The sequence below is a fragment of the Staphylococcus sp. HL28 genome (genome assembly GCF_021117155.1).
In the GTDB taxonomy this organism is placed as follows: domain Bacteria; phylum Bacillota; class Bacilli; order Staphylococcales; family Staphylococcaceae; genus Staphylococcus; species Staphylococcus warneri.
In genome coordinates, this window is the sequence record NZ_CP088218.1 from 1615990 (window position 1) to 1641105 (window position 25116).

The 25116-nt window shown below is 32.5% G+C and carries 22 protein-coding genes; 2 read left to right on the forward strand and 20 right to left on the reverse strand.

What is annotated here, in order from left to right; translation table 11 throughout:
- Positions 1 to 73 precede the first annotated feature (73 nt).
- The 5 genes from dprA to ylqF all read right to left on the reverse strand — a co-directional run bounded on the left by dprA (position 74) and on the right by ylqF (position 5023).
- Complete coding sequence (gene dprA, locus LPC11_RS07735; RefSeq protein WP_041613962.1) at positions 74 to 943, reverse strand: DNA-processing protein DprA; 870 nt, start codon at positions 941 to 943, stop codon at positions 74 to 76.
- Between the two features lie 240 nt (positions 944 to 1183).
- Positions 1184 to 2089 (reverse strand): succinate--CoA ligase subunit alpha, encoded by a 906-nt coding sequence (gene sucD, locus LPC11_RS07740; RefSeq protein WP_002466045.1) that lies wholly within the window; start codon positions 2087 to 2089, stop codon positions 1184 to 1186.
- Between the two features lie 21 nt (positions 2090 to 2110).
- Positions 2111 to 3277 (reverse strand): ADP-forming succinate--CoA ligase subunit beta, encoded by a 1167-nt coding sequence (sucC, locus tag LPC11_RS07745; protein ID WP_023375176.1) that lies wholly within the window; start codon positions 3275 to 3277, stop codon positions 2111 to 2113.
- 107 nt (positions 3278 to 3384) lie between these two features.
- Positions 3385 to 4155, reverse strand: a complete 771-nt coding sequence (locus LPC11_RS07750; protein ID WP_023375175.1) for a ribonuclease HII — start codon at positions 4153 to 4155, stop codon at positions 3385 to 3387.
- Positions 4148 to 5023 carry a ribosome biogenesis GTPase YlqF gene (gene ylqF / locus LPC11_RS07755; protein ID WP_023375174.1) on the reverse strand — a complete coding sequence of 292 codons (876 nt, stop codon included), beginning with the start codon at positions 5021 to 5023 and terminating at the stop codon, positions 4148 to 4150. The genes LPC11_RS07750 and ylqF overlap by 8 nt, the downstream gene beginning before the upstream one ends.
- A gap of 300 nt (positions 5024 to 5323) precedes the next feature.
- On the opposite strand from ylqF, the gene LPC11_RS07760 reads away from it, so the two are divergent.
- Positions 5324 to 7924: a YfhO family protein gene (locus LPC11_RS07760; RefSeq protein ID WP_023375173.1), complete on the forward strand. Its 2601-nt coding sequence runs from the start codon at positions 5324 to 5326 to the stop codon at positions 7922 to 7924.
- Positions 7917 to 10526, forward strand: coding sequence for a YfhO family protein (locus LPC11_RS07765; protein WP_023375172.1), 2610 nt, complete (start codon positions 7917 to 7919; stop codon positions 10524 to 10526). Before LPC11_RS07760 ends, LPC11_RS07765 begins: the two co-directional genes overlap by 8 nt.
- A gap of 164 nt (positions 10527 to 10690) precedes the next feature.
- On the opposite strand, the gene rplS is transcribed toward LPC11_RS07765, so the two are convergent.
- The 15 genes from rplS to fapR form a co-directional block, all read right to left on the reverse strand.
- Positions 10691 to 11041, reverse strand: coding sequence for a 50S ribosomal protein L19 (gene rplS, locus LPC11_RS07770; protein ID WP_002450570.1), 351 nt, complete (start codon positions 11039 to 11041; stop codon positions 10691 to 10693).
- A gap of 105 nt (positions 11042 to 11146) precedes the next feature.
- On the reverse strand, positions 11147 to 11884 hold the full coding sequence (gene trmD / locus LPC11_RS07775; protein ID WP_023375171.1) for a tRNA (guanosine(37)-N1)-methyltransferase TrmD: 738 nt from the start codon (positions 11882 to 11884) through the stop codon (positions 11147 to 11149).
- Positions 11884 to 12387, reverse strand: coding sequence for a ribosome maturation factor RimM (gene rimM / locus LPC11_RS07780; protein ID WP_231307205.1), 504 nt, complete (start codon positions 12385 to 12387; stop codon positions 11884 to 11886). Before rimM ends, trmD begins: the two co-directional genes overlap by 1 nt.
- A 158-nt stretch (positions 12388 to 12545) precedes the next feature.
- On the reverse strand, positions 12546 to 12821 hold the full coding sequence (gene rpsP, locus LPC11_RS07785) for a 30S ribosomal protein S16 (protein ID WP_023375169.1): 276 nt from the start codon (positions 12819 to 12821) through the stop codon (positions 12546 to 12548).
- A gap of 468 nt (positions 12822 to 13289) precedes the next feature.
- Complete coding sequence (ffh, locus tag LPC11_RS07790) at positions 13290 to 14657, reverse strand: signal recognition particle protein (RefSeq protein WP_002450574.1); 1368 nt, start codon at positions 14655 to 14657, stop codon at positions 13290 to 13292.
- 24 nt (positions 14658 to 14681) lie between these two features.
- Positions 14682 to 15014, reverse strand: a complete 333-nt coding sequence (locus LPC11_RS07795; protein ID WP_023375168.1) for a putative DNA-binding protein — start codon at positions 15012 to 15014, stop codon at positions 14682 to 14684.
- Entirely contained in the window at positions 15001 to 16245 is a 1245-nt protein-coding gene (gene ftsY, locus LPC11_RS07800; RefSeq protein ID WP_023375167.1) for a signal recognition particle-docking protein FtsY, read from the reverse strand. Before ftsY ends, LPC11_RS07795 begins: the two co-directional genes overlap by 14 nt.
- Complete coding sequence (gene smc, locus LPC11_RS07805) at positions 16242 to 19811, reverse strand: chromosome segregation protein SMC (RefSeq protein WP_023375166.1); 3570 nt, start codon at positions 19809 to 19811, stop codon at positions 16242 to 16244. Before smc ends, ftsY begins: the two co-directional genes overlap by 4 nt.
- A 152-nt stretch (positions 19812 to 19963) precedes the next feature.
- Entirely contained in the window at positions 19964 to 20692 is a 729-nt protein-coding gene (gene rnc / locus LPC11_RS07810) for a ribonuclease III (RefSeq protein ID WP_023375165.1), read from the reverse strand.
- A 110-nt stretch (positions 20693 to 20802) separates the two neighbouring features.
- Positions 20803 to 21036, reverse strand: coding sequence for an acyl carrier protein (locus LPC11_RS07815; protein ID WP_001830184.1), 234 nt, complete (start codon positions 21034 to 21036; stop codon positions 20803 to 20805).
- 365 nt (positions 21037 to 21401) lie between these two features.
- Positions 21402 to 21863, reverse strand: a complete 462-nt coding sequence (locus tag LPC11_RS07820; protein WP_231307206.1) for a hypothetical protein — start codon at positions 21861 to 21863, stop codon at positions 21402 to 21404.
- Between the two features lie 54 nt (positions 21864 to 21917).
- Positions 21918 to 22652, reverse strand: coding sequence for a 3-oxoacyl-[acyl-carrier-protein] reductase (gene fabG, locus LPC11_RS07825; protein ID WP_104681681.1), 735 nt, complete (start codon positions 22650 to 22652; stop codon positions 21918 to 21920).
- The gene (fabD, locus tag LPC11_RS07830) at positions 22652 to 23572 is read right to left on the reverse strand and encodes an ACP S-malonyltransferase (protein ID WP_023375163.1); all 921 of its coding nucleotides are present in this window, start codon (positions 23570 to 23572) and stop codon (positions 22652 to 22654) included. Before fabD ends, fabG begins: the two co-directional genes overlap by 1 nt.
- Entirely contained in the window at positions 23565 to 24551 is a 987-nt protein-coding gene (gene plsX, locus LPC11_RS07835) for a phosphate acyltransferase PlsX (RefSeq protein ID WP_023375162.1), read from the reverse strand. Before plsX ends, fabD begins: the two co-directional genes overlap by 8 nt.
- The gene (gene fapR / locus LPC11_RS07840; protein ID WP_041613952.1) at positions 24544 to 25113 is read right to left on the reverse strand and encodes a transcription factor FapR; all 570 of its coding nucleotides are present in this window, start codon (positions 25111 to 25113) and stop codon (positions 24544 to 24546) included. The genes plsX and fapR overlap by 8 nt, the downstream gene beginning before the upstream one ends.
- Positions 25114 to 25116: the final 3 nt, after the last annotated feature.

Below are 25116 nucleotides of genomic sequence, written 5' to 3' on the forward strand. Positions count from 1 at the left end.
AATTTCCCATTCATTTCTTTAATGATTTTAATCCATTTTCATAAAGTCTAATTGTCTCATACAAACTATTTCATCAATTTAAATAGTCTTGTAAAATATCTTCTGAACTAACGACAATAGTAGCTCCTTCTTGATGTAATAATAAATTCCCTTTTGTTTTTGAATCAAATAATTTACCCGGTAAAACATATACATTTCTATTTTGTTCTAATGCACAATCCACTGTAATTCTGCTACCGCTTCTTTCGTTTGCCTCAGTTAATAAGACACCTTTTGATAATCCACTAATAATTCTATTTCTTTCTGGAAACTTATATTTAGCAATTGGCGAAAAAGGTGGATATTCTGAAATAACTAACCCCTTTTTCTCAATTTTATTTCTTAATGAAACTGACGTTCTAGGATAATAATAATGATGACCAAACCCTAAAACTGCAATGGTTGGTAAATTATTTTTCACGGCTTGTATGTGTGCTTCACTATCGGCACCTTCTGCCAATCCAGAAACGATCGTAATATTCTTTTCTTTAAATGAAGGAAAAAGATAATGCAGTGCTTCATGCGTATAATGTGAACATTTCCTAGCACCAACAATTGCCAAAGTTTGATTACTTAAAAATAATTTTTTGTCTCCCTTATAAAATAGAATAAATGGATAATCATAGATTTCTTTTAATAAATAGGGATAATCCTCGTCGAAATAAGTGATATATTTTACATGTAATTGTCGAAGAATTTTCATAATTTCTTCTATATTTATTTGTTTGTATTTTTGAAATTTAGATAAAAGCGTAGGATGATGTTGTTTAATCCAACATAATAATGAGGTTTCTTGTTCATTAGAGCTCATTTGGAAAATATGAGGGTTGTACCGATAAAATTGATGGATTTGCGAGGTTGTAAAATGTGACCAGTATAATTTAAGTAAAAAGTATTCGTTCAAATTCACTACTCCTTTAGCCCAATTATACAAAGAAATAACTCATTAAAACATTACAGTTAACAAACATATTTATACGATTTGTAATGAATTTTTAAGAAGTAAAATCATCTCTTCTTTATACACCTGAAATGACATTCGGACGTAAAATGAATAGCAAGAATATAACTTTAATACACGCACACAAAAAAGCTTAGACACTCATATAAGTGTCTAAGCTCATTACATACATTAGTCGTATAATTATTTTACAGTTAATAATTCATCATAAATACCAGCTTTTTTAGCTGCTTCGATTAATGTTGTACCAATTTCAGAAGGTGTGTCAGCAGTTTCTACACCACAACTATTTAAAGTTTTAATTTTTTCAGATGCTGTACCTTTACCACCAGAGATAATCGCACCAGCATGGCCCATACGTTTTCCTGGAGGTGCTGTTTGACCACCAATGAATCCTACTACTGGTTTAGTCATGTTAGCTTTAATCCATTCAGCTGCTTCTTCTTCAGCTGTACCACCGATTTCACCAATCATAACAACAGCTTTTGTTTCTGGATCTTCATTAAATGCTTTTAATACATCGATGAAGTTAGTACCGTTGACTGGGTCGCCACCAATACCCACAGCAGTTGTTTGACCAATACCTTCTTCAGTTAATTGGTGAACTGCTTCATAAGTTAATGTACCTGAACGAGATACAACACCTACGTGACCTTTTTTATGGATGTAACCAGGCATAATACCAATTTTACATTCATCTGCTGTGATAACACCTGGGCAGTTTGGTCCTACTAAACGTGTTTTTCTACCTTGTAAATAACGTTTAACTTTAACCATATCTACAACAGGAATATGTTCAGTAATACAAATAACCATGTCTAATTCAGCATCAGCAGCTTCTAAAATTGAGTCTGCAGCAAATGGTGCAGGCACGTATACTACTGATACATTAGCACCAGTTTCTTGTTTTGCTTCTTCTACAGTATTGAATACTGGAACACCTTCTACTACTTGTCCACCTTTACCAGGTGTTACCCCTGCGACAATTTGTGTTCCATAATCTAACATTTGTTTTGTATGGAAAAGGGCAGTAGACCCTGTAATACCTTGTACCATTACTTTAGTATTTTTATCTATAAATACACTCATCTTAGTGTTCCCATCCTTTCCTTATGATTCTTTCACAAGTTTAACAATTTTTTGAGCGCCTTCAGCCATAGTAGCTGCTGGTTCAATCGCTAAACCTGAATCATTTAAGATTTCTTTACCGCGTTCTACGTTAGTACCTTCTAAACGTACTACAAGTGGTAAAGTTAACTCTACTTCTTTAACTGCTGCAACAATACCTTCAGCAATGACGTCACATTTCATGATTCCACCAAAGATATTTACAAAGATACCTTTAACATGTTCATCACCTAAGATGATTTTGAATGCTTCAGTAACTTTTTCTTTAGTAGCACCGCCACCAACGTCTAAGAAGTTAGCCGGATTTCCACCAAAATGATTGATTGTATCCATTGTAGCCATGGCTAAACCTGCACCATTAACCATACAACCAATATCTCCATCTAAAGCGATATATGATAAATCATATTTAGAAGCTTCGATTTCTTTAGGATCTTCTTCTTCTAAGTCTCTTAATTCCATAATATCTTTATGTCTGAATAAAGCGTTATCATCGAAATTAAGTTTAGCATCTAATGCTAAAACATCACCTTCACCAGTAGTTACTAGTGGGTTAATTTCAACGATTGAACAATCTTTTTCAATGAATACATTGTATAGTGAAATTAAGAATTTCGCTGCTTTATTAATTGATTCTTTTGGAATATTAATGTTGAAAGCAATTCTACGTGCTTGGTAAGGTGATAAACCTACAACCGGATCAATTGTTTCTTTAAAGATTTTTTCAGGTGTTTTAGCAGCTACTTCTTCAATTTCAGTACCGCCTTCTTCTGAAGCCATTAAAGTCACTTTATCAGTAGCACGATCAATTACAAAACCTACATAATATTCTTTTTGAATATCGCAACCTTGTTCGATATATAAGCGTTTCACTTCTTTACCTTCAGGTCCTGTTTGATGTGTAACTAATTGTTTACCTAATAATTCATTAGCGTAAGTTTCAACTTCAGATAGTGATTTAGCAATTTTAACACCGCCTGCTTTACCTCTACCCCCAGCGTGTATTTGTGCTTTAACCACATATACATCTGAATCTAATTCTTTCGCTTTTTCCACCGCTTCTTCAGCAGTAAATGCTACTCGTCCTTCTGGAACGGCTACGCCCATTGAACGAAATATTTCTTTACCTTGATACTCGTGGATATTCATCTTCCATCCTCCTGTTTCTTAGGTTAAGTTCCCTATTAATTATAAAAAATGAAAGCGTTATTGTAAACTGATACACCATATTTTTTGCAATTAATTTAAAATTCAAACTATTGTAAGATTGATTTTATCGGTTCAAAAGTTTTGCGATGTTCTGATATAACACCATTTTGAGCAATACCTTCAAGATGAGCCTTAGTACCATAACCAACATTATTTTCAAAATCATAACCAGGATATTGTTTCGCTATATCCTTCATATAGTTATCTCGGTACTCTTTAGCCATAATACTTGCAGCTGCAATAGAAACACTTTTAGCATCGCCTTTAATAATCGATGTTTGATTAATATCATTATCCAAAGTCATCGCATCTATTAATAAATGTGTTGGTTGAACCTCTAATTGATCAATGGCGCGTTGCATGGCCAATCGTGTTGCTTGATAGATATTCATTTCATCAATTTCTGCTGATGTTGCGATACCATATGCATAATCTGTCACGCCATCTATTAACTGTTGATTCAAGACTGCTCTATTTTTAGCAGATACTTTTTTAGAATCGTTAAGACCTAAATATCTATGGCCTGGATTTAAAATCACTGCACATGCCACTACTGGCCCAGCTAGTGGACCTCTTCCGACTTCATCAATACCACATATACATGCTTTGCTATTTTGAGCTAAAATATCATTTTCATACAAATTCATGTCTTCATAATTACGAATTAATGTTAATTCTTTTTCTAATTGTTTTTTTCGTGAGGTAATAGCTTTTTGAACACCTTTACGGTCATCGTTATTACATTCGTGTTGTTCAAGGACCTCTAACGAATCTATTTGATCAATAATTGATTTTATTTCTTTAATTGTTTTAGCCATGTTCAATGTCACGCTTCATTTCTTTATATATATCAAAACAATATGTGCCAATTTTAGCGTTACGGATTTCATAAATAATAAGTTCAATAACTGCTTCATAATCCACTTCGTTACCCTTTTGTAAAAGGCCTCTACGACGACCAATCGCATCAAACCATTCTAATATTTCACTTTGTTCATCAACATCAATATTGTAATGCTTTTTTAATCCATCTAAATCTTTTTCAATCATAAATTGAAGACCATAAATGGCTACTTCGTCTAAATGAACGATGCTATCTTTAATTGCACCGGTTAGGCTTAATTTTTTACCTACTTCTTCATCTTCGAATTTTGGCCATAAAATCCCTGGTGTATCTAACAATTGTAAAGAAGTACCCACTTTAATCCATTGTTGTTGTTTCGTAACACCTGGTTTATTACCAGTTTGTGCAATACTACGATTTGCGAGTTTATTAATGAGCGTTGATTTTCCAACATTAGGTATGCCAACAATCATTGCACGAATCGCTCTTGGTCTTAAACCTTTTGCTTTTTCACGCTCAAATTTTTCTTTAGTAGCTTGTATTGCTGCTTTCTCAACATCTTTTAAATTTTTACCATGCTTTGCATCTACAGCAACTGGATAATATCCTTTCTTTTCGAAATATTGTTCCCATTTTTCTAGTTCTTTCAAGTTTGTCATATCTTTTTTATTTAAAATAACCACTCTTGGTTTTTGTTTAATTACTTCATCAATCATTGGATTTCTTGAACTATAGGGAATACGAGCATCGACAAGTTCAAACACAACGTCAACTTTTTTTAATTGCTCACTTACTTCCCTTTTGGCTTTAGCCATATGTCCTGGATACCATTGAATTGCCATAGTTATCACCTTTCGTTACTATCGATTTTTCTAAAATACATATTGTTCAAATTATACGCTAACATCTTCATCTAGACTAGGTTTAGTTTAACACGATAAGCTTGTTAGACCATTTTACTTTAAATTTTATATTTTAAGATTTTGTAAAATATTTAAAACAAAAGCATAAATGCTTTTCATCATTCTTACTATCACATACAATTTGATAATAAGCATGACTTTAAAACTAACATATAAACCACTTTAATTTGGATAGTGTAAAACATGCTTATGTTATATATATGCAATTAGGAGTAAGACATGAAAAAATCACTTAAATACATATTCATATTCGTACTTTTATCACTTGTTGGTCATAGCTACGTTATATATCAATTTTATCATGATGGCATACTTTTTACCGGACCTAATGATGGTATGGAACAAATGGTTCCTATCCAAATGTTTCTATTCAATCAATGGATTCACGGTAACTGGTTTTATTCATCAGATTTTGGATTAGGTGGCGACTTCTTCACCGATTTAAGCTATTACTTTTCTACAAATATACTTTTTATTATCAACGCATTAATCATTATGTTGTTAAAGCTTGTTATCCATTTAGACACATCTCAACTATTATTTTGGATGAATAATGCACTTATCGTTTCAATTATCAAAGCAAGTATTGCACTTTATTGTACATATTTATTTGCAAAGCATCTGACAAAACATCATCTTATTAGTCTACTCATGGCCTTTTTATTTGTGATCTCACCCTTATATTTTAGATTCACCGTATATTGGCCATTTTTCAGTGATGTTTTTATTTTCATGCCTTTGTTACTCTTATCTATAGAACGATTTTTAAAAATGAAAAAAATAGGTTTATTTATTGTTACCATGTCGCTCATATTAATTAACAATTTTTATTTTGCCTATTACTTACTCATTATAGGTGCAGGTTATATCATTCTTAGAATCATCTTTAGACACCCAAACGATATAGCCAATCGTAAACAAGCATTTTTCATCTTTGGTATCAGTGGATTTTTATCGCTAGGTAATAGTCTGTTTATTTTTTACCATAGTGTTCAAAGTTATATAAATAATCGTCGAGCGCCATTCTCTGGTAAAGTGCCAAACTTCGAACATTTAGATGCAAATACAAATTTATTTTTTGATAATTACTTAATTGTCATTTTATTTATAACTATCCAAGCTATTTTAAGTTTCAAATTATATAAACATTTTTATTATCGACTATTTGCCATTTTAACAATTATATTTATATGTTTTAATTTCATTCCATTTATAGACCAGTTATTTAATGGATTTTCTGCACCTCAAAAAAGATGGCACTTTATCATTGCATTTAACTCAGCAATGCTCATAGGCCTTTATGTAAAATATTTTAAAACTTTATCGATTAAATCATATCTCATAACTAGTATATTGGCTCAAAGCGTTATATTTATTAGTGCAATTGCATATCATACATACGTTGCATGGATTATCTTGGTTCCTATCGTATCTATCATTGGTTTATGTATTTTAATTCTAAACGATAGAACGAGTCGTACTAAATTGACTTATCTATTTATTATTGCCATTGCATTACTTAATGTGATGGTGTCGTTTGTTTTTATAAAGAATCAGATATACTTTGAAGATCATAAAGATAGAGCAAATACGTTCTACCTTAATTCCAATATGTATAGTTCCGAATTACAACGTGCGTTAGTTAAGCAAATGAATCATTCTAAACGTAATGATGAGCGTATTGATTGGCGTGTCAATGAGCAAGACAACACACCTATGTACCAACATTTCAAAGGATTAAGTTTGTATTCAAGTATATTCCATCACAATATCCTCGATGATTATTATGATGATTTAAAGATTAACTTGGCTGAAGAATCACTGAGTCGATACCAATCAACGAACGGTAGACAAAACATTGCCAGTCTATTTTCTATTAGATATGTCATGTTGAAAGATTTTCAACATAATATTCCAAGTTACTTTAAAAAAGTGAAATCTGCAGGTCAATATTCAATTTACGAAAATACACTTAACCTGCCTTCAGTTAAAGTTACAAATCATATTTATGATAAGGGATCTTTAAAGACACCTATTGATAGAGAGCATGCAATGTTAGACGGAGTCGTTTTAGATAATAAAGGAAAAAAATATAATCAAAAGGCAAAAAATTTGTTAAATCAAGTTGATATATCGAGTCAAAACATTGTTAAATTAAAAAATCATCGTATTAAAGTAACTCAATCCTCAGGCAAAGTTAAGCTTCATTTACCTAAGACATTACAAAAACAATACACTGATTTTTATTTAACGATGAGAATTAAAAGAGGTTTACCTGATAGTAATTATACGGTGAATATTAATCAATATAGTAACAATCGTTTGTACAATGATTCTGTTTATAGAATTGGTGTAGATACACAACTTTACCGAACACAACCTGATAAGAATGGTGATATAACGATTCAACTATCACCAAAAGGTACATTTGATTTACAATTATTGAACCTAAATGGTGAAAATTATGATACGCTCAAAAAAGTACATCAATCCGCAAACTTTAATATGACATATCATGACATTAAAAACGGCGTTAAAGTTAATTTAGATAAACATTCAAAAGGTATGGCAACCATTAACATTCCTTATCGAAGCGGTATGAAAGCCTTTGTTGATGGAGAACAAGAAAAAGTTTATAAAGCCAATGGCATGATGACAGCAGTACCAGTAAATAAAAATGCAAAAACAATAGTCATTAAATACCAACCACCATTTTGGAATACAATGATATTCATTTCGATTTTAAGCATTATTATAAGTTGGTTATTCGTTAAATACATTTATCCTAAAAAGAGAAAGAAGAGGACACATAGTGTTTAAAAAAATTGTTTCTAAGCCATTCTTATTATTAGCTTCAATTATTATTTTAAGTTGCATCTTATCTTTATTCATATACATTCCATTCATTTACCGGTTCGTCACTCAAGGCATTGTCTTTAGTGGTGAGGGTGATGGCTTTAGGCAAATGATGCCTTTTCAAATGTATCTATATGAACACTTCACACAATTCAAAGGATTTTATGATGAATCTTTTGGATTAGGTGGAGATTATGTAAAGGGTCTAGCATATTATTATTCCATGTCACCTTTAATGTGGTTAAACTTTTTAACGATATGGATATTAGAAAAAATTGGATTAGCACACCCTCACGATATTAGTTATTGGCCAGCTAATCAGCTTATAATGGCCTATGTTAGGACGGTTATTACATTTGTCTGTACGTTTTATTTCTTTAAATATATAAAGTTAAAACCAATTGCAGTTACAATGGCAACGATAATGTATGGTTTGTCGACAGTAGTTATCTACTATAACTTTACATGGTCGTTTTATGGTAATTTATTAATCTTATTACCTCTATCATTATTGGCTATGGAACGCTTCTTCAGAGAGAAGAAAATCGGGTTATTTATCTTTGCCATAGCTTTAACTTTATTTATGAACTTCTATTTTAGCTATTATCAAGCGATTGTGTTGGGCTTTTATTTTATGTATAGAGTCATTGTAATTCACCCTAAAGATATCGTAAATAGATGGCAAAAATGCTATCTACTCATTATCGGTATTTTATTAAGCGTAATGAGTAGTATTTTAGGATTATATACTGGATTGTCGTCATTTTTTAATAATGACCGAGCACAAAACCCTAAACTTGAAACACCACTCTTTACAGATCTTGTTAATACTAATTTTAATATTTTTTCAGATGGGTTTTATATAACCATTACCTTTATTACTATTATTGCTTTATTCTCATTCAAATTATATCGTCATTATTATTTTAAATTATTTGCGATTGTAACTTGGATATTACTTATTGGTTCTCTATCTCAATACTTCGATAGTGCTTTTAATGGTTTTTCTATGCCACAAAGACGTTGGGTATATGCTTTAACTCTATCTTCAAGTGCATTAGTCGCATTATTTATTCAACATATCAGTGAGTTATCTCTTAAAAGATATAATCTCATTGCTATTCCTATTACTATTTATGGAATTATTTATTTTGCATTAGCTGAAAAAACAATCTATTGGATTCCAGTGTCTATCGTGTTGATATGTTTATTAGCTATATTGATTAAGAAACCACAACTTCAATCAAGAAAATGGGTTCAAATAGCACTTGTACTCTTGATTTTCATACAACAACTTGGAATTGTACATATCACAACCAAAAATACAATTGAACCGTATCAAACAACTATGAAAACAATTGACGATCCTAGCTACCGAAGTAAAACATTAAATCAAAATATACAAAATATCAAAAAATCTCAATCTAATCCATTATCAAGAATAGATTATATGTCATTTTATGGTTTAAATTCACCTTTTATTTATCACTATAATGGTATCTCACTCTATTCAAGTATATTTGATGGTGGAATATTGAAATACTACGATAAAATGATGCAAATCAATATGCCAGTGGATAAAAACAGTACCTATCGCTATTTAGGCAATCGAGCCAATTTAATGGCCTTATGGGGCGTGGAAGATCGTCTTAGACACCCTAATGATTTAAATATGCCCTATGGTTTTGAAAAGAAAAAGCTAATCAAAGATAAAGGTGATCAATGGATTCATTCTCATAATACGATTAATTATCCCGCAGCACATGTCACAAATAATATTTATGATTCAAGTGATTTAAAATCACCTTTAGATCGTGAACAAGCTATGATTCAAGGTATCGTATTGAATGATAAAAGTTCAAAACCGAATACATCGTTTAAACCAAATCCTAATCTTTTATCTCATGCTGACATTAAATTGAATCATGCTAAACAGATCAAAAATCATCAGATAGAAGTTACCAAAAATAATGGTGGTCTGCAACTTCAACTACCAAAATTTTATGCACAACGATATAAAGATTTATATGTAGAAATGGATGTCGAATTGTTAGCACCTGACAAGAATCATCATGTTAGTGTTAATGAATATAGCCAAGATAGGAACCCGCTCACATATAAATATCGTAGATTTGTAAGTCCTGTCACTATGAGAGTAAAATCATCAGATCTATTAAATATTAAGCTATCACCAGGTAAATATCGTCTTAAAGTTAACGGCATTTACGGAGAGAATTATCAAACTTTACACAAATCAGCGAAGCATTTGAATAAAGTGGATATTCATAAACAAAGAAATGGATATACGATTAAAAAAGATAAAAAAGAAGCGGGTTATTTGGTCATGCCTATTCCTTATACCAAAGGGATGAAGGCAACGATTGATGGTCATGCAGTGGAAGTTAAAAAAGCAAATGGTATTATGACAGCTATACCTGTAAATAAAGGTCAAGAATTAATTCGATTAACATACACTCCTCCACACTTTTATTTACTAATTGTTATCTCGATTGTTGGTATGGTCGTTAGTATGGTATTTGCTAGAAAAATTAAAAAGCATCATTAATTTGTAGATGAACAGATGATCGTAGGACACAATAATGAGGTCCTCGATCATCTTTTTTATATGAATATAAATAAAAAAGCATTAAACTTTGTCTAAAATGACAATAGTTTAATGCTTTTTGGTTGAATCTGTTATGATTCAATTTTATTGATCGAATTGGCTGATTAACGAATTTCTTGAATTCTAGCAGCTTTACCACGTAAATTACGTAAGTAGTATAATTTAGCACGACGTACTTTACCGCGACGTTTAACTTCGATTTTTTCGATTTTTGGAGTGTGTAATGGGAATGTACGTTCCACACCTACACCTGAAGAAATTTTACGAACTGTGAAAGTTTCTGAAATTCCTCCACCACGGCGTTTAATTACAACACCTTCGAATACTTGGATACGTTCACGTGAACCTTCAATAATACGAACGTGTACACGTAAAGTATCACCTGGACGGAATGAAGGTAAATCGGTACGTAATTGTGATTTAGTTACTGCTTCGATTAACTTATGATTACTCATTATAAATTCTCCTCTTCAACCTATGTTCTTGCCTAGACAAATGTATAGCAGCGGATCATAGTGATTTTTTGTGTCTTTTCACACTTAAATTATGTTAGCACAACGTTAGTCTTTTTGCAATTGGTTTTTGTATGTTTGTATTATTTTTTCATCTTTATCCGTTAAATCATATTGTTCTAATAAATCGGGTCTCTTGTTAAAAGTACGGATTAGTTTTTGTTCATGACGCCATTGATCAATATGGGCATGATTTCCAGATAATAAAACATCTGGCACTTTCATTCCATTATATTCACGTGGTCTAGTATATTGTGGGAATTCTAATAACCCATCAGAGAATGAATCATCTTGGTGTGACTGTTCGTTACCAAGTACACCTGGAATTAATCTGACAATAGCGTCAGTCATCGTCATTGCAGGTAATTCGCCACCTGTTAATACATAATCACCCATGGAAATTTCGTCAGTTACTAAATGTTCTCTTATACGTTCATCATAACCTTCATAATGACCACAAATAAACACAATATGATTAGATTCACTTAATTCTTGGGCAATGTCTTGCGTAAATGGACGACCTTGAGGGCACATTAATATAACTCGAGTATCATCAGTCCTATTGATGTCTTCCATCGCATTAAACACTGGCTCAGGCTTTAATACCATACCTTGACCTCCGCCAAAAGGATAATCATCTACTTGATTATGTTTATTTACTGAATAATCTCTAAAATTGATAGTATTCACATTTATAATATCTTTGTCTTGCGCTCTTTTTAAAATAGAATGATTTAATACCCCGTCAAACATTTCTGGAAATAAAGTTAAATAATCAATTTTCATTAATCTAACAGCCCTTCCATTGGTGTGATGATAACTGTTTTATTTTCTACATCAACATCTTTAACAACATCTGCTATGTAAGGAATTAAATATTCTTTGTCCCCTTTTACAACCCACACGTCATTAGCGCCAGTTTCAAAAATACTAGTGATGCGACCAATTGGCTGTTGTTTATCGTCAAATACAGTACAACCTATAATATCTGAATAATAAAATTCATTTTCTTCAAGTTCAATGTCTTCATGATCTCTTTCTTGATATAGTACAGCGCCTTTTAAATACTCGATATCATTAATGTTTTCGATACCTTCAAATTTCAACATATGAAATCCTTTGTGGGTACGATATGACGTCACAGTTAACGCTTTTTCTATTTGGTTTAATTTTGCTGTCAACACTTCACCTGGTTGAAAACGTGTATCAGTAAAATCTGAATTAGATTTTACTTTAACTTCTCCTTTGATTCCATGCGTATTGACGATTTTTCCTACTTCGACTTCCATAATGACTAACCTCCTTATATATAGTGTATTAATGTTTTTACTATATCATCAATTAATATGTTAAACATGCATTTTTTTAATCTTTTAAAAATAAAAAAGGACACCAATATATGGCGCCCTTTCAACTAAATATATAAACACGTCACGAGTGACTATGATTATTTAGCGTTTTTTTGGTCATCGAATTTTTTCAAAATACCTTCTCTTGATAAGATATTATGAACTGTATCAGTTGGTTTTGCACCGTCTTTTAACCATTTTAATGCTAACTCTTCGTCAATTTTAACTTCTGGAGCATTAACGTGTGCTGGATTGTAAGTACCGATTTGTTCGATGATACGACCATCACGTGGTGAACGAGCATCTGCAACTACAATACGATAGAATGGATTTCTTTTTGAACCTAAACGAGTTAAACGAATTTTAACTGCCATTATAAAACTCTCCTTTAAACATTTCAATTTTTATTTTCTACAAGAATAAATAATAACAGGTATATTAAACTTTGTAAAGACATTTTGCTTTACCAAATCTAAATTCATGAAATGAATTGTAGATTTGGTTATGCATTAGCTTTAGCTAAGGCGTTCCTCACCGTTCAGAGAAATTAGTGTTAGTTATGGGAGTGAGACAGAAATAATAATTTTATTTCTAGGTCTCACCCGGCAAGGCTGATTAGGATAGAAAATAGCTTAGCATAAGTCTATTTTCTGCCAATCAGCTACTGCAATACATAAATTTAGTCCATGTTGTTCTTTTATCTCAAGCGTTTCATCTTCATTAATTTCACGAAAGGAATTGTTTTTTAGTTGCTAACTTAATTTTTTATTAGGTAAATCGTTCTTTCTTATAAAAAGAAAAAATTCCAACAGACGTATATCTGTTGGAATCACAACATTATATTAGAAAGGTAAATTCATACCTTTTAACATATTTTCCATCTGGCTACGTTTGGCTTTCTTACCTTTGCCGCCACCAGTAAATTGTTTCATCATTTTCTTCATGTCATTAAATTGTTTCATTAAACGATTGACTTCTTGTAAAGAACGCCCTGAACCTTTTGCGATACGTTTTTTACGAGAAACGTTCAACATCGCTGGATTCGCTCTTTCACTAGGTGTCATTGATTGAATAATAGCTTTAATATGATCGATTTGTTTGTCACTCATATTAAGTTGATCTAAGCCTTTCATCTTGTTCATACCAGGAATCATTTTCATGATGTCGTCTAATGGCCCTAGATTTTTAACTTGATCAAGCTGTTCTAAGAAATCATCCAATGTGAAAGATGAGTCTCTCATTTTCTTTTCTAAATCTTTAGCTTTGTCTTGGTCAACATCTTGTTGTGCTTTTTCAATTAAACTTAAAACATCACCCATACCTAAAATACGAGATGCCATACGTTCTGGATGGAATAATTCTAAACCATCAAGTTTTTCACTCATACCTACAAATTTAATTGGTTTTTGAGTTACTGAACGTATAGATAATGCAGCACCACCACGAGTGTCACCATCTAATTTAGTTAATGTCACACCCGTTACGTCTAATTGTTCATCAAATGATTGTGCAACATTAACAGCATCTTGACCAGTCATTGCATCGACAACCAACATAATTTCATCTGGTTTAGCAATTTCTTTAACTTCTTGCAATTCATTCATTAATGCTTCATCAATATGCAAACGACCTGCTGTATCGATAATAACAAAGTCTAAATGTTCTTCTTTAGCATGCGCTAATGCATTTTGAACGATTTGTTGTGGTTTAACTTGGTCCCCTTCACTATAAACAGGAACATCTAGTTGCTTACCTACTGTTTGTAACTGATCAATGGCAGCTGGTCGATAAATATCTCCCGCAACTAACATTGGTTTTTTATTATATTTTTTACGCATTAAAAGTGCTAATTTACCTGCAGTTGTAGTTTTACCTGCACCTTGCAAACCAACCATCATAACAACTGTTGGTGGTTTATTAGCCATTTTAATCGTTGAATTTTCGCCACCCATTAAATTCGTTAATTCATCTTGAACAATTTTAATAACTTGTTGTCCAGGTGTTAATGACTGCATCACATCTGAGCCTAATGCTCGTTCTGAAACAGTTTTGACGAAATCTTTTACGACTTTAAAGTTAACGTCGGCTTCTAATAACGCAAGACGAACTTCTCGCATCATTGCTTTGATATCTGCTTCTGTTACTTTACCCTTACCACGCATTCTTTGCATTGATGCCTGTAAGCGATCCGACAATCCTTCAAATGCCATAATTATTCCCTCCTCTTTTTATCACTATTCTAATTCTTCTAATTGATCTATATATTGCTTTAATAATTCTGGTTTATCAAGAGATTGTTTCATTCGATCATAAATATCTCGTCGTTGCTCAAACCTTTTGTATAATCCTAATTTAGTTTCATAATCTTCTACTAAATCGCCAGTTCTTCTTATATTATCATAAACTGCTTGTCTACTCACATTAAAAGTATCAGCAATTTCACTTAATGCATAATCTTGCAAGTAAAATAATTCTAAGTAATTTCTTTGTTTATCTGTTAATAAAGATTGATAAAAATCAAAGAGATAATTCATTCGTAGTGTTTTTACTAAATCATTTTGGCTCATGCGATGCATCTCCATTATCAGATGGAGATTCTGCTAATTCATCTGGAATCTCTTCATTTTGTTCAATCATATCAGCAAATAATCCGTAAACATAGCTTTCTGGGTTGAAAGGCTGTAAATCATCTAATTTTTCACCTAAACCTACATATTTAACAGGTATTTTAAGTTCATTTCTGATTGCTAATACAATACCACCTTTAGCAGTACCATCTAATTTAGTTAATACAATACCTGAAACATTTGTTACTTCCTTGAAAGTACGGGCTTGTGATAACGCATTTTGTCCAGTTGTAGCATCTAAGCAAAGTAATGCTTCATGCGGTGCATCTGGAACAGCTCTACCAATAACACGTTTTACTTTTTCTAATTCTTGCATTAAATTAGATTTATTTTGTAAACGACCTGCAGTATCACAAATTAAAATATCTACTTTTTTATTTTTAGCAGCATTGATTGCATCATACATTACTGCAGCTGGATCTGAACCTTCACTTTGGCTTATAACTTCAACGCCAACTCGTTCTCCCCAAACTTTTAATTGTTCAATAGCACCTGCTCTAAATGTATCACCTGCAGCAAGCATAACTTTTTTACCTTCCATTTTGTAACGGTAAGCTAATTTACCAATCGTCGTCGTTTTACCTACACCATTAACACCGACCATTAAAATAACATTTAAACGTCCATCTTCAAGATTCATTGCTTCTGATTTATCATCTTCTTGGTGATAAATTTCCACAATTTTTTCAACGATAACTTCACGTAAATCTTCTGTTTCTTTAATGTTACGACGTTGTGCTTCAGCACGAAGTTCTTCAGTTAATTGCATCACCGTATTAAAACCAACATCGGCTGTAATTAACATCTCTTCCAATGCTTCGAAGAATTCTTCATCAACTTTTCTATAACGCGCTATTAAATTGTTTAATTGTTCTTGGAAATTTTCTCTAGATTTTTCTAATCCAGCTTTAAATTTCGCACCAATTTTTTGTGCTTCTATCTCTTCAAAGTCTTCAATTGAAATTAAGCCATCTTCATCAAAATCTGCTTCACTTAATTTTCTAGGTTTCTTTTTAGGTTTATCTTCCTCTAGTTCATGTTGAGACGCATGTTGTTCCTCATCCATCTGTTTGGAAGAGTCATCTGAAACCTCTTCACTGGATAATTCCTTTTCAATGTCTTCTTCTCTTGGTCCTGAAAATTTATCTTTTAAGCGTTTAAAAAAGCTCATGCTTCTTCCTCCTTCATAACCTCATCTATTGTATTTAGGTTAACACTTACTAACTTTGATACTCCTGATTCTTGCATTGTTACACCGTAAAGTCGATCTGAAAATTCCATCGTGCCTTTACGATGTGTAATAACGATAAATTGTGTTTGATCAGATAATTCATTGAGGTATTGTGCGTAACGAATCACATTGGCTTCATCTAGTGCCGCTTCTACCTCATCTAATATAACAAATGGTGCTGATCTTACTTTTAATATAGCAAATAATAATGCAATTGCACTTAATGCACGCTCTCCACCACTTAATAAAGATAAATGTTGTAGTTTCTTACCTGGAGGTTGGACAATAATATCGACACCTGCTGCTAAATAATCATTTTCTGTTAATTGTAATTCAGCTTGACCACCACCAAATAGTTGTTTAAAGACATCACTAAAGTGACTTTGTACAGCATGAAATGTTTCTTTAAACCTGTCTTCTACTTCTTTATCCATTTCATTTATAATTTGTTCTAAAGTTGATTTGGCTTCTCTCAAATCAGTTCTTTGCTCATTTAAGAATGTATATCTCTCATTTAATTCTTCAAATTGTTCGATAGCATTCAAATTAACAGGACCTAATTCGTCAATTGACATTTTAGTTAGTTTAACCTTTTTACGTAGCTGATCAATATCGTCTTCATTATCATAGAGCGAACGTGCACGTTCAACAGTAAGTTGATATTCATCATTCAAATGATCAATCGCATGATTAATGAGTACATCTAATTTAGACTGATTAGCTTTAATATCCTGATAGTGATTTTCGATAGATAATAAATCTTGATGACATTCTTGTAGCTTACTATCATTGTCTTCAATCATCTGATTTAAGTCAACTCGTTGTTGCTTCATTTGATCAAGTTGTTCATTTAATTCAGAACGTGTTCGTTCTTTATCAGCAATTTGTGACTTGATTTTATCAAAAGCTTGTTCACCCATCATTTCATCTGAATTGAATAATTGAATTTTCTCTTTAACTGTTTCAAGTTGTTGCTCTGTACTTTGTAATTGTTTATCTAAACGCTCAATTTCCTGCTGTTGTCCTTTAATTCGTTCTTTGACAACTGCTAGATCGGATTGCTTTTGATGTAATTGTTGTTGGGTTTGAGTCGTAGTTTCTTTACCTTCTTTAGAAAGCTTCGTATATTTTTCTATATCTTCTTCTAAATGTTTAAGTTGCGCTTGAATTTCTGAAAGATGTTGTTGTTTTTGCTCAAGTGTTGCTTTACTTTTATCACTTTGATACCCATCATTTTTTTCAAATTCAAACTCTTCATGTTCGTCTTTTAAATGTGTTTCTTGTTTCTTCAAGCGATCAAGCTCTAACTCATAGCCATGTGCTTTTTCTTTTAAATTATTATAACTTTGACTTAACTCAAAGTATGTTTCACTTAACTTTTCAGATTGCGCTTGATGTGTTTGGAATTGTTTCTCAAATTCGTACGTCTGCCTTTGATAATCTTCTAATTGGTGACGCATAGTTGTGAGCTCATCTTTTTGTGTTAAGATGCTTTTAGTTTTGCGAGCGCCCCCACCAGTCATGGAACCACCTGGATTAACAACATCCCCTTCAAGTGTCACAATTCTTGTGCGATAACGAATCGATCTTGCTAAATCATTCGCATGTTTCAAATCATCTACAATAATAGTATTACCTAGTAAATTTTCTACGATATTTTTATATTTAGAAGATACTTTTACTGCATCTGAAGCAATGTTAACAAAGCCCTCAGAAGCTTGTGCTGTTGATTTAATATCTGCAGCTATATATCTTGGTTGAATAACATTTAAAGGTAGGAATGTGGCACGTCCTAAACTACGTTGTTTTAAAAATTGTATCGCCTGACGACCATCTTTTTCATCTTCTACGATGACATGTTGTAACGATGCGCCTAAAGCAGTTTCTATTGCTTGTGTTAATTGAGAAGGAACGTCTATAATTTCCGCAACTGCACCATGAATACCATTCAATTCTTTATCTTTAGCTTTAAGTATATGTTTAACACCATTAAAGAAGTAAGTGTAATCTTCTTCCTGAGTAGCAAGGCTATCAATTCGTGATTTTAACTTTTCATTATATCTATACGCTTGATATAATTTATTTTCGAATTCTGTTTGAAGTTGCTTAGATTCAGTTAATTGTTTTTCGACATTTTTAATTTGTTGTTCAGTATTATGCATGTCTTTCTGAACTTGTTGATATTCCTTATCAGTATTTGAAATATTATTTTGAATGTCTTTTAATTGATTAAATGCTTCAACTAATCTGGAATCTAAACGTGATTTTTTCGCTTCGTTTTCATTAATTGTATGTTCTAAAAAGCGTATATCATTATTGACATCTGATTGTTCGGACATCAACGTATAATATTTATTTTTAATTTCTTCTAATTTCTCATCATGTTGTTCATCAGAAACATATAACTTTGATTCTAATGTTTGTATCGTTTTATTTAATTCTTTTTGCTTTTGTCTTAGCTGATCTAAAGTTTGTATAGCTTGCTCTTTTTCAGATTTTAGATTGTCTAATTGAGACATTAAATTGTCTTGTTCTTCTTCAAATCTTGCATTTGTTTCAGATTGGTTCTTTTTTCTTTCCTCAAGCACATTAAGTTGACCAGAATACTTTTCAAATTCTTCTGTAGCTTTTACTAAATCATAATTTAATTGTTCTATATTTTGATCTAGCTCTTGCCTTTGACCTTTATACTTTTGTAATAATTGGTTAATTTGACTTTGTTCGGCCTCTTTATTCGCTTGCTTACCTTTTAAATCATTGAGTTGTTCATCTAACTGACCGTTATCCTGAGTATATTGATCAATATCATGAACCGTCACAATCACATCGCTTTTTTTCATTTCAGATGACAATTGTTTATATTCTTTGGCAATAGCTGCTTCTTCTTTTAAAGGTTCAACTCTTCCTTCTAAATCATATAAAATGTCCTCTACACGCGATAAGTTATCTTCGGTTTGATCTAATTTTTGGACAGATTCTGCTTTCCGTTTTTTATATTTTAAAACGCCTGCTGATTCTTCAATAATCTGTCTACGATCAATCGGTTTAGCATTTAAAATCTCATCCACTCTACCTTGAGATATGATTGAGAACGCTTCTTTACCTAAACCAGAATCTAAAAATAAATCAATGATATCTTTTAATCGAGCACGATCATTATTTAAATAGTATTCGCTTTCGCCACTTCTATAAAGACGTCGCGTAACCTCTACCACTTCTGCATCTATTTGTAATTTTTTTGAATGATTATCTAACTTTAATTTTACTTCTGCAAAATTTTGAGGTTTACGATGTTCAGCACCTGAAAAGATAATATCTTCCATTTTAGAACCACGAAGTGACTTCGCTGATTGTTCGCCTAATACCCATTTGATTGCATCTGTAATATTACTTTTACCGCTACCATTTGGACCAACAATAGCTGTTACGCCTTTATCAAACTGCACATCAGTATGGTCTGCAAATGATTTAAATCCTACGGCGTCTATTGATTTTAAATAAACCATGTTATTCTCCTTATCCAAATCCTAGTTGATCCATGTCTATACAATCAACTTAATATATGATGCAAAGTTATTAACGTTACATCTTCCTTTACAGTTTAATCTTAATTGATGGTAATGATTTCAATTAAGACGATATGTTAATTTATAAATTACTATTTATTTTTCATTTGTTTGTAAGCACTTTCAGCTGCCTTTTGTTCAGACTCTTTCTTAGTTTTACCTTGTCCTTCTGCGATAGCTTGCTTTTCTAAAATAACTTCTGATGTAAATAAACGATGGTGTGCAGGACCTTCTTCTTTAATTAAGCGATAAGTGACATCGCCTTTATTTTGTCTGTGCACAAATTCTTGGAACTGTGTTTTAAAATCGACTACACCATCTAATTCATCATCTTCTACATATGGGAATATAATTTTCTCAGCAAAATCCCATACTGTATCTAATCCTTGATCTAAATATAAGGCACCAACGAATGCTTCAAATGCATCTGAGATAAGTGAAGGTCGTGTTCTACCACCTGTCTTCTCTTCGCCTTTTCCTAATAAAATTAGTTCATTTAACTTTATTTTATTTGCAAATATTACAAGTGAAGGCTCACATACGATAGTTGCTCTCATCTTTGTTAAATTACCCTCTGGTAAATCTGGGTGTTTATCAAATAGATAACGTGAAACCGTCAATTCTAATACCGCATCACCTAAAAATTCTAATCTTTCATTATGGTCTAAACGATTCATATTAAAATCATTAATAAAGCTAGAATGAGAAAATGCCTGTTGGTACAATTCTATATTTTTATATTCAAAGCCTAATTCATGCATTTTCTGTGCAAATAGCTCTCGAAAGCGGTTAATCATTTCTGTCTTTTTCTGATTGGTCATAAAATATACCTCCTTAATTTATGATATGTTAACTCTAATTTTACGTGAAATCTCACCAAAACAAAAGAAAAAATCTGAGCCGACACAATGACGACTCAGATATAGGTTTATTATTTTTCAAGACTATTGATATACTTAACAGCATCACCAACAGTGTTGATTTTTTCAGCTTCTTCATCTGGAATTTCAGTACCAAATTCATCTTCTAATTCCATTACTAATTCAGCGATATCAAGTGAGTCAGCGCCTAAATCATCTTTGAAAGATGCATCTTCAGTTACTTTATCAGCATCAACACCTAAACGGTCAACGATGATATCCTTTACTTTATCGAAGTTTTCCACGTCGATTCACCTCCTTTAAAAGCGTCTATCCATAGACTATTATATTTTCCCATTTTAGAATATAAAATACAAGTAGAATTTGGTTGCAAGACAGAAATTCTATTGATTTCGTTGTCTTGCACCCGCAAGGTTGACTAGTTCAATCATGGCTTTTGACATGAGTGGACAGTCAACTACTGCGTTACATAAGCTTTAGCTTATGTGTTCATCTTCTCAATCATTAAAATGATTAGTGTTTCTTAGGGAGTAATTCTTAAATCTATCTGATTTTTTAGAATTACCCCCGTAAAGGTGACTAGGTTAGGCATTAAGTGGATAACCAGTCAACTACTACGTAATGAGCTTTAGCTCAGGTAATCCTTTCTTTAATAGCCCCAACTTGCATTGCTTGTTGAATTTCTTTTTTTGAAATTCTCTTTGTTGGGGCCCCAGCCCCAACTTGCATTGCTTGTTGAATTTCTTTTTTGAAATTCTCTTTGTTGGGGCCCCAGCCCCAACTTGCATTGCTTGTTGAATTTCTTTTTTGAAATTCTCTTTGTTGGGGCCCCAGCACCAACTTGCATTGCTTGTTGAATTTCTTTTTTGAAATTCTCTTTGTTGGGGCCCCAGCCCCAACTTGCATTACTTGTCGAATTTCTTCTTTGAAATTCTCTTTGTTGGGGCCCCAGCACCAACTCGCATTGCTTGTTGAATTTCTTTTTTGAAATTCTCTTTGTTGGGGCCCCAGCACCAACTTGCATTGCTTGTTGAATTTCTTTTTTTGAAATTCTCTTTGTTGGGGCCCCAGCACCCGCAAGGTTGACTAGTTCAATCATGGCTTTTGACATGAGTGGACAGTCAACTGCTAGGGTCCTGTACATTCATAGCCTGTAAGTATTTCCCTACATGTACATACCACCATTTACATGAATCGTTTGACCAGTAATGTATTTTGCTTTTTCTGAAGCTAAGAATGCAACAGTATTAGCGATATCCGTATCTTCACCAAAACGTGATAAAGGAATTTGACCTAACATTTGTTCTTTCAAGTCATCACTTAAAGCATCAGTCATATCAGAAACAATAAAACCAGGTGCAACAGCATTTACAGTAATACCTCGTGACGCTAATTCACGTGCAGCAGATTTAGTTAATCCTACTACACCTGCTTTAGTAGCTACATAGTTCGCTTGTCCTGGATTACCGACCGCTCCTACGACACTTGATAAATTAATAATTGAACCACTACGTTGTCTTAACATTTGAGGCGTAACCTTTTGGATACAATTGAATACACCTTTTAAGTTAGTATCAATCACATCATCCCATTCTTGTTCTTTCATACGCATTAATAAATTATCACGTGTAATACCAGCATTATTAACTAATACATCGATAGAACCAAATTGACTCACAACTTCTTTAATCATTGCTTTTACTTCGTCACCGTTAGCAACATTCGCTTGAATCGCAAAGCTTTCTACACCTTTTTCTTTAATTTCTGAAACGACTGCCTCTGCTTTATCTTGGTTACCTGCATAATTAACTGCAACATTATAACCTTCTTCAGCTAATTGAATTGCAATACTACGACCAATACCTCGTGAAGCACCTGTTACTAATGCATTTTTAGCCATTATTCATTCCATCCTTTCACATCTTCAAGTGTTTGAATTGATGTTAATTTTACGTCTCTATTAATTTTTTTAATTAAACCAGATAATACTTTTCCTGGACCAATTTCAATAAAGTGATCCACACCTTGTTCGATTAACCATTCAGTTGATTTGATAAATTGAACTGGTGAGTATAATTGTTTTACCATATGGTACTTGATAACCTCAGCATCCGTTTCGCCTTCAGCATTGTAATTTTGAACGACTGGGAACTTAGCATCATGCCATTCAAATTGGTTAATATATGCCGCAAAATCTTCTTCTATGACATTCATCATTGAAGAATGGAACGGTCCAGAAACAGCTAGTGGTAACACACGTTTCGCACCTAATGATTTACCTTTTTCAACTAATTCATCAATTAATGTTTTATGACCTGAGACAACGATTTGACCAGGTGAATTAATATTAGCCGGCTCAATTAATTGGTCTTCTGTTGATAAATCTTTACAAATTTTATCAACATCATCAAAATCTAATCCTAAAACAGCAGCCATACTACCTACACCATTAGGGAATGCTTGAGCCATAAGCTCACCACGTTTACGAACTATCTTCACGGCATCTTCAAATGATAAAACACCGCTTGCCACTAAACTTGAATATTCACCTAAACTATGCCCCATAGTATAATCTGCATCGATATGATTTAAAGCTTCTAATAATGCAATACTATGCGTTAATAAAGCTGGTTGTGTATTTTCAGTTTCACCTAATTTACCTTCTTCATCTGTAAACATAGTTTCCAATAAATCAAAATCTACTGATTCTTGCGCCTTGTTTAATATTTCAGTAGCTTTTTCATCTACATTATATAAATCTTGCGCCATTCCCACTTTTTGTGCGCCTTGACCTGGGAAAATAATTGCTGTTTTACCCATTATTTCCACCTACCGTTTCTCTCATTGTTTGTACAATTTGTTGTTCTCCCGCAATTTTAGCTTGACGGATAGCTGAATAAAACGCTTTAGCATTTGAACTACCATGCGCTTTAACCACTGTACCATCTAAACCTAATAATACTGAACCACCATACTCTGAGTAATCCATTTTTTGAGAGAATTGATCTAAGTCTTTTTTAAGTACTAAAGCAGCTATTTTATTTTTGAAGCTGCTGAGTAATGTTTCTTTTAACATTTTGCCAATTGATTTAGCAGTACCCTCTAAGTTTTTAAGTACCATATTTCCTGTAAAACCATCTGTAACAACAACGTCTACGTTACCATCCATTAATGTTTTGGCTTCTACATTACCAGTAAAATTAAAGTCATTTTGTGCTTCCATTAACTCATAAGTTTTCTTAGTTAATGTATTACCTTTAGCTGCTTCTGTGCCAATATTCAATAATGAGACTGATGGTTGTTTAATGCCTCTAATTTTTTGTGCATAGATATTACCCAACTGTGCATATTGTAATAAATGTTCTGGTTTAGCATCTGCATTTGCACCTACATCTAAGAATACAAATCCTTTACCATCTATCGTAGGTAAAGTAACCACTAATGCTGGTCTTGATACACCTTTAATACGTCCAACAATAAATAAACCTGCAGACATTAATGCACCTGTATTACCAGCTGATACACACCCATCTGCTTCGCCAGATTTAACCGCTTCTGCCATTTTAACCATTGAACTATCTTTTTTGCGTTTAATTGCACGTACTGGTTCATCTTCCATTTCGATTTTTTCAGAGCAATGTCTAAAATCGATACGTCCGTGATTTAATGTATATTGCTCTTGATCACCGAACAAGATAATTTCTAAATCTTTAAAATCATCGACAGCTTTTTTAACAGCTTCAAGTACGATTCCAGGTGCGTCATCTCCGCCCATCATATCTACTGCAATTTTAACCATTTAATTCATCCTCACTTATATAGAACATTTTAAAATTACCACTAAAAACTAATTTATCTTTCACATAAGAATTTACTTCTATTAAATAATGTTTGTTCGTTTGATTGATTACGTTTGCTACTGCTTTCACTGTATCATTTAATTTAACTTTATCCAGAAATTTAACATCACTTTCTTGTGTTAATACCGTTGGATTATGTATAAGTGCGACACACAAAGAATTTGCCTGTGCAAATAAAACGTGGCCACGTGCAATTTGTGATTTAGAGAAAACGGAATCGCTTGTAATTTCAATCATCGAAGTAGCTGTATCATTGGGTTTCAATTGAACTAAATCACCTATAATTTCATTAGCCTCAATCGATTTAATTTGATCATAATTGTGTTCTGCTACTAATTTTACTCGTTTTCTTAATTCTGGAATATTCAGATGTGTTCGATCAAGTCGAATTGTTTGAATACTCACTTGGAACATTTCACACAGTTCATTGTCTGTAATAAAGGGGTTGTTTTCAATGGCTTGCTGAATCGCCTGTCTACGTTCATTTTTCTTTAATTTCACTTT

Excerpts from the sequence above, each read along its gene's own strand:
- sucD (WP_002466045.1), bottom strand. The coding sequence starts at position 2,089 with ATGAGTGTATTTATAGATAAAAATACTAAAGTAATGGTACAAGGTATT.
- sucC (WP_023375176.1), bottom strand. The coding sequence starts at position 3,277 with ATGAATATCCACGAGTATCAAGGTAAAGAAATATTTCGTTCAATGGGC.
- LPC11_RS07750 (WP_023375175.1), bottom strand. The coding sequence starts at position 4,155 with ATGGCTAAAACAATTAAAGAAATAAAATCAATTATTGATCAAATAGAT.
- ylqF (WP_023375174.1), bottom strand. The coding sequence starts at position 5,023 with ATGGCAATTCAATGGTATCCAGGACATATGGCTAAAGCCAAAAGGGAA.
- LPC11_RS07760 (WP_023375173.1), top strand. The coding sequence starts at position 5,324 with ATGAAAAAATCACTTAAATACATATTCATATTCGTACTTTTATCACTT.
- rplS (WP_002450570.1), bottom strand. The coding sequence starts at position 11,041 with ATGAGTAATCATAAGTTAATCGAAGCAGTAACTAAATCACAATTACGT.
- trmD (WP_023375171.1), bottom strand. The coding sequence starts at position 11,884 with ATGAAAATTGATTATTTAACTTTATTTCCAGAAATGTTTGACGGGGTA.
- rimM (WP_231307205.1), bottom strand. The coding sequence starts at position 12,387 with ATGGAAGTCGAAGTAGGAAAAATCGTCAATACGCATGGAATCAAAGGA.
- rpsP (WP_023375169.1), bottom strand. The coding sequence starts at position 12,821 with ATGGCAGTTAAAATTCGTTTAACTCGTTTAGGTTCAAAAAGAAATCCA.
- ffh (WP_002450574.1), bottom strand. The coding sequence starts at position 14,657 with ATGGCATTTGAAGGATTGTCGGATCGCTTACAGGCATCAATGCAAAGA.
- LPC11_RS07795 (WP_023375168.1), bottom strand. The coding sequence starts at position 15,014 with ATGAGCCAAAATGATTTAGTAAAAACACTACGAATGAATTATCTCTTT.
- ftsY (WP_023375167.1), bottom strand. The coding sequence starts at position 16,245 with ATGAGCTTTTTTAAACGCTTAAAAGATAAATTTTCAGGACCAAGAGAA.
- smc (WP_023375166.1), bottom strand. The coding sequence starts at position 19,811 with ATGGTTTATTTAAAATCAATAGACGCCGTAGGATTTAAATCATTTGCA.
- rnc (WP_023375165.1), bottom strand. The coding sequence starts at position 20,692 with ATGACCAATCAGAAAAAGACAGAAATGATTAACCGCTTTCGAGAGCTA.
- LPC11_RS07820 (WP_231307206.1), bottom strand. The coding sequence starts at position 21,863 with ATGTCAAAAGCCATGATTGAACTAGTCAACCTTGCGGGTGCTGGGGCC.
- fabG (WP_104681681.1), bottom strand. The coding sequence starts at position 22,652 with ATGGCTAAAAATGCATTAGTAACAGGTGCTTCACGAGGTATTGGTCGT.
- fabD (WP_023375163.1), bottom strand. The coding sequence starts at position 23,572 with ATGGGTAAAACAGCAATTATTTTCCCAGGTCAAGGCGCACAAAAAGTG.
- plsX (WP_023375162.1), bottom strand. The coding sequence starts at position 24,551 with ATGGTTAAAATTGCAGTAGATATGATGGGCGGAGATGACGCACCTGGA.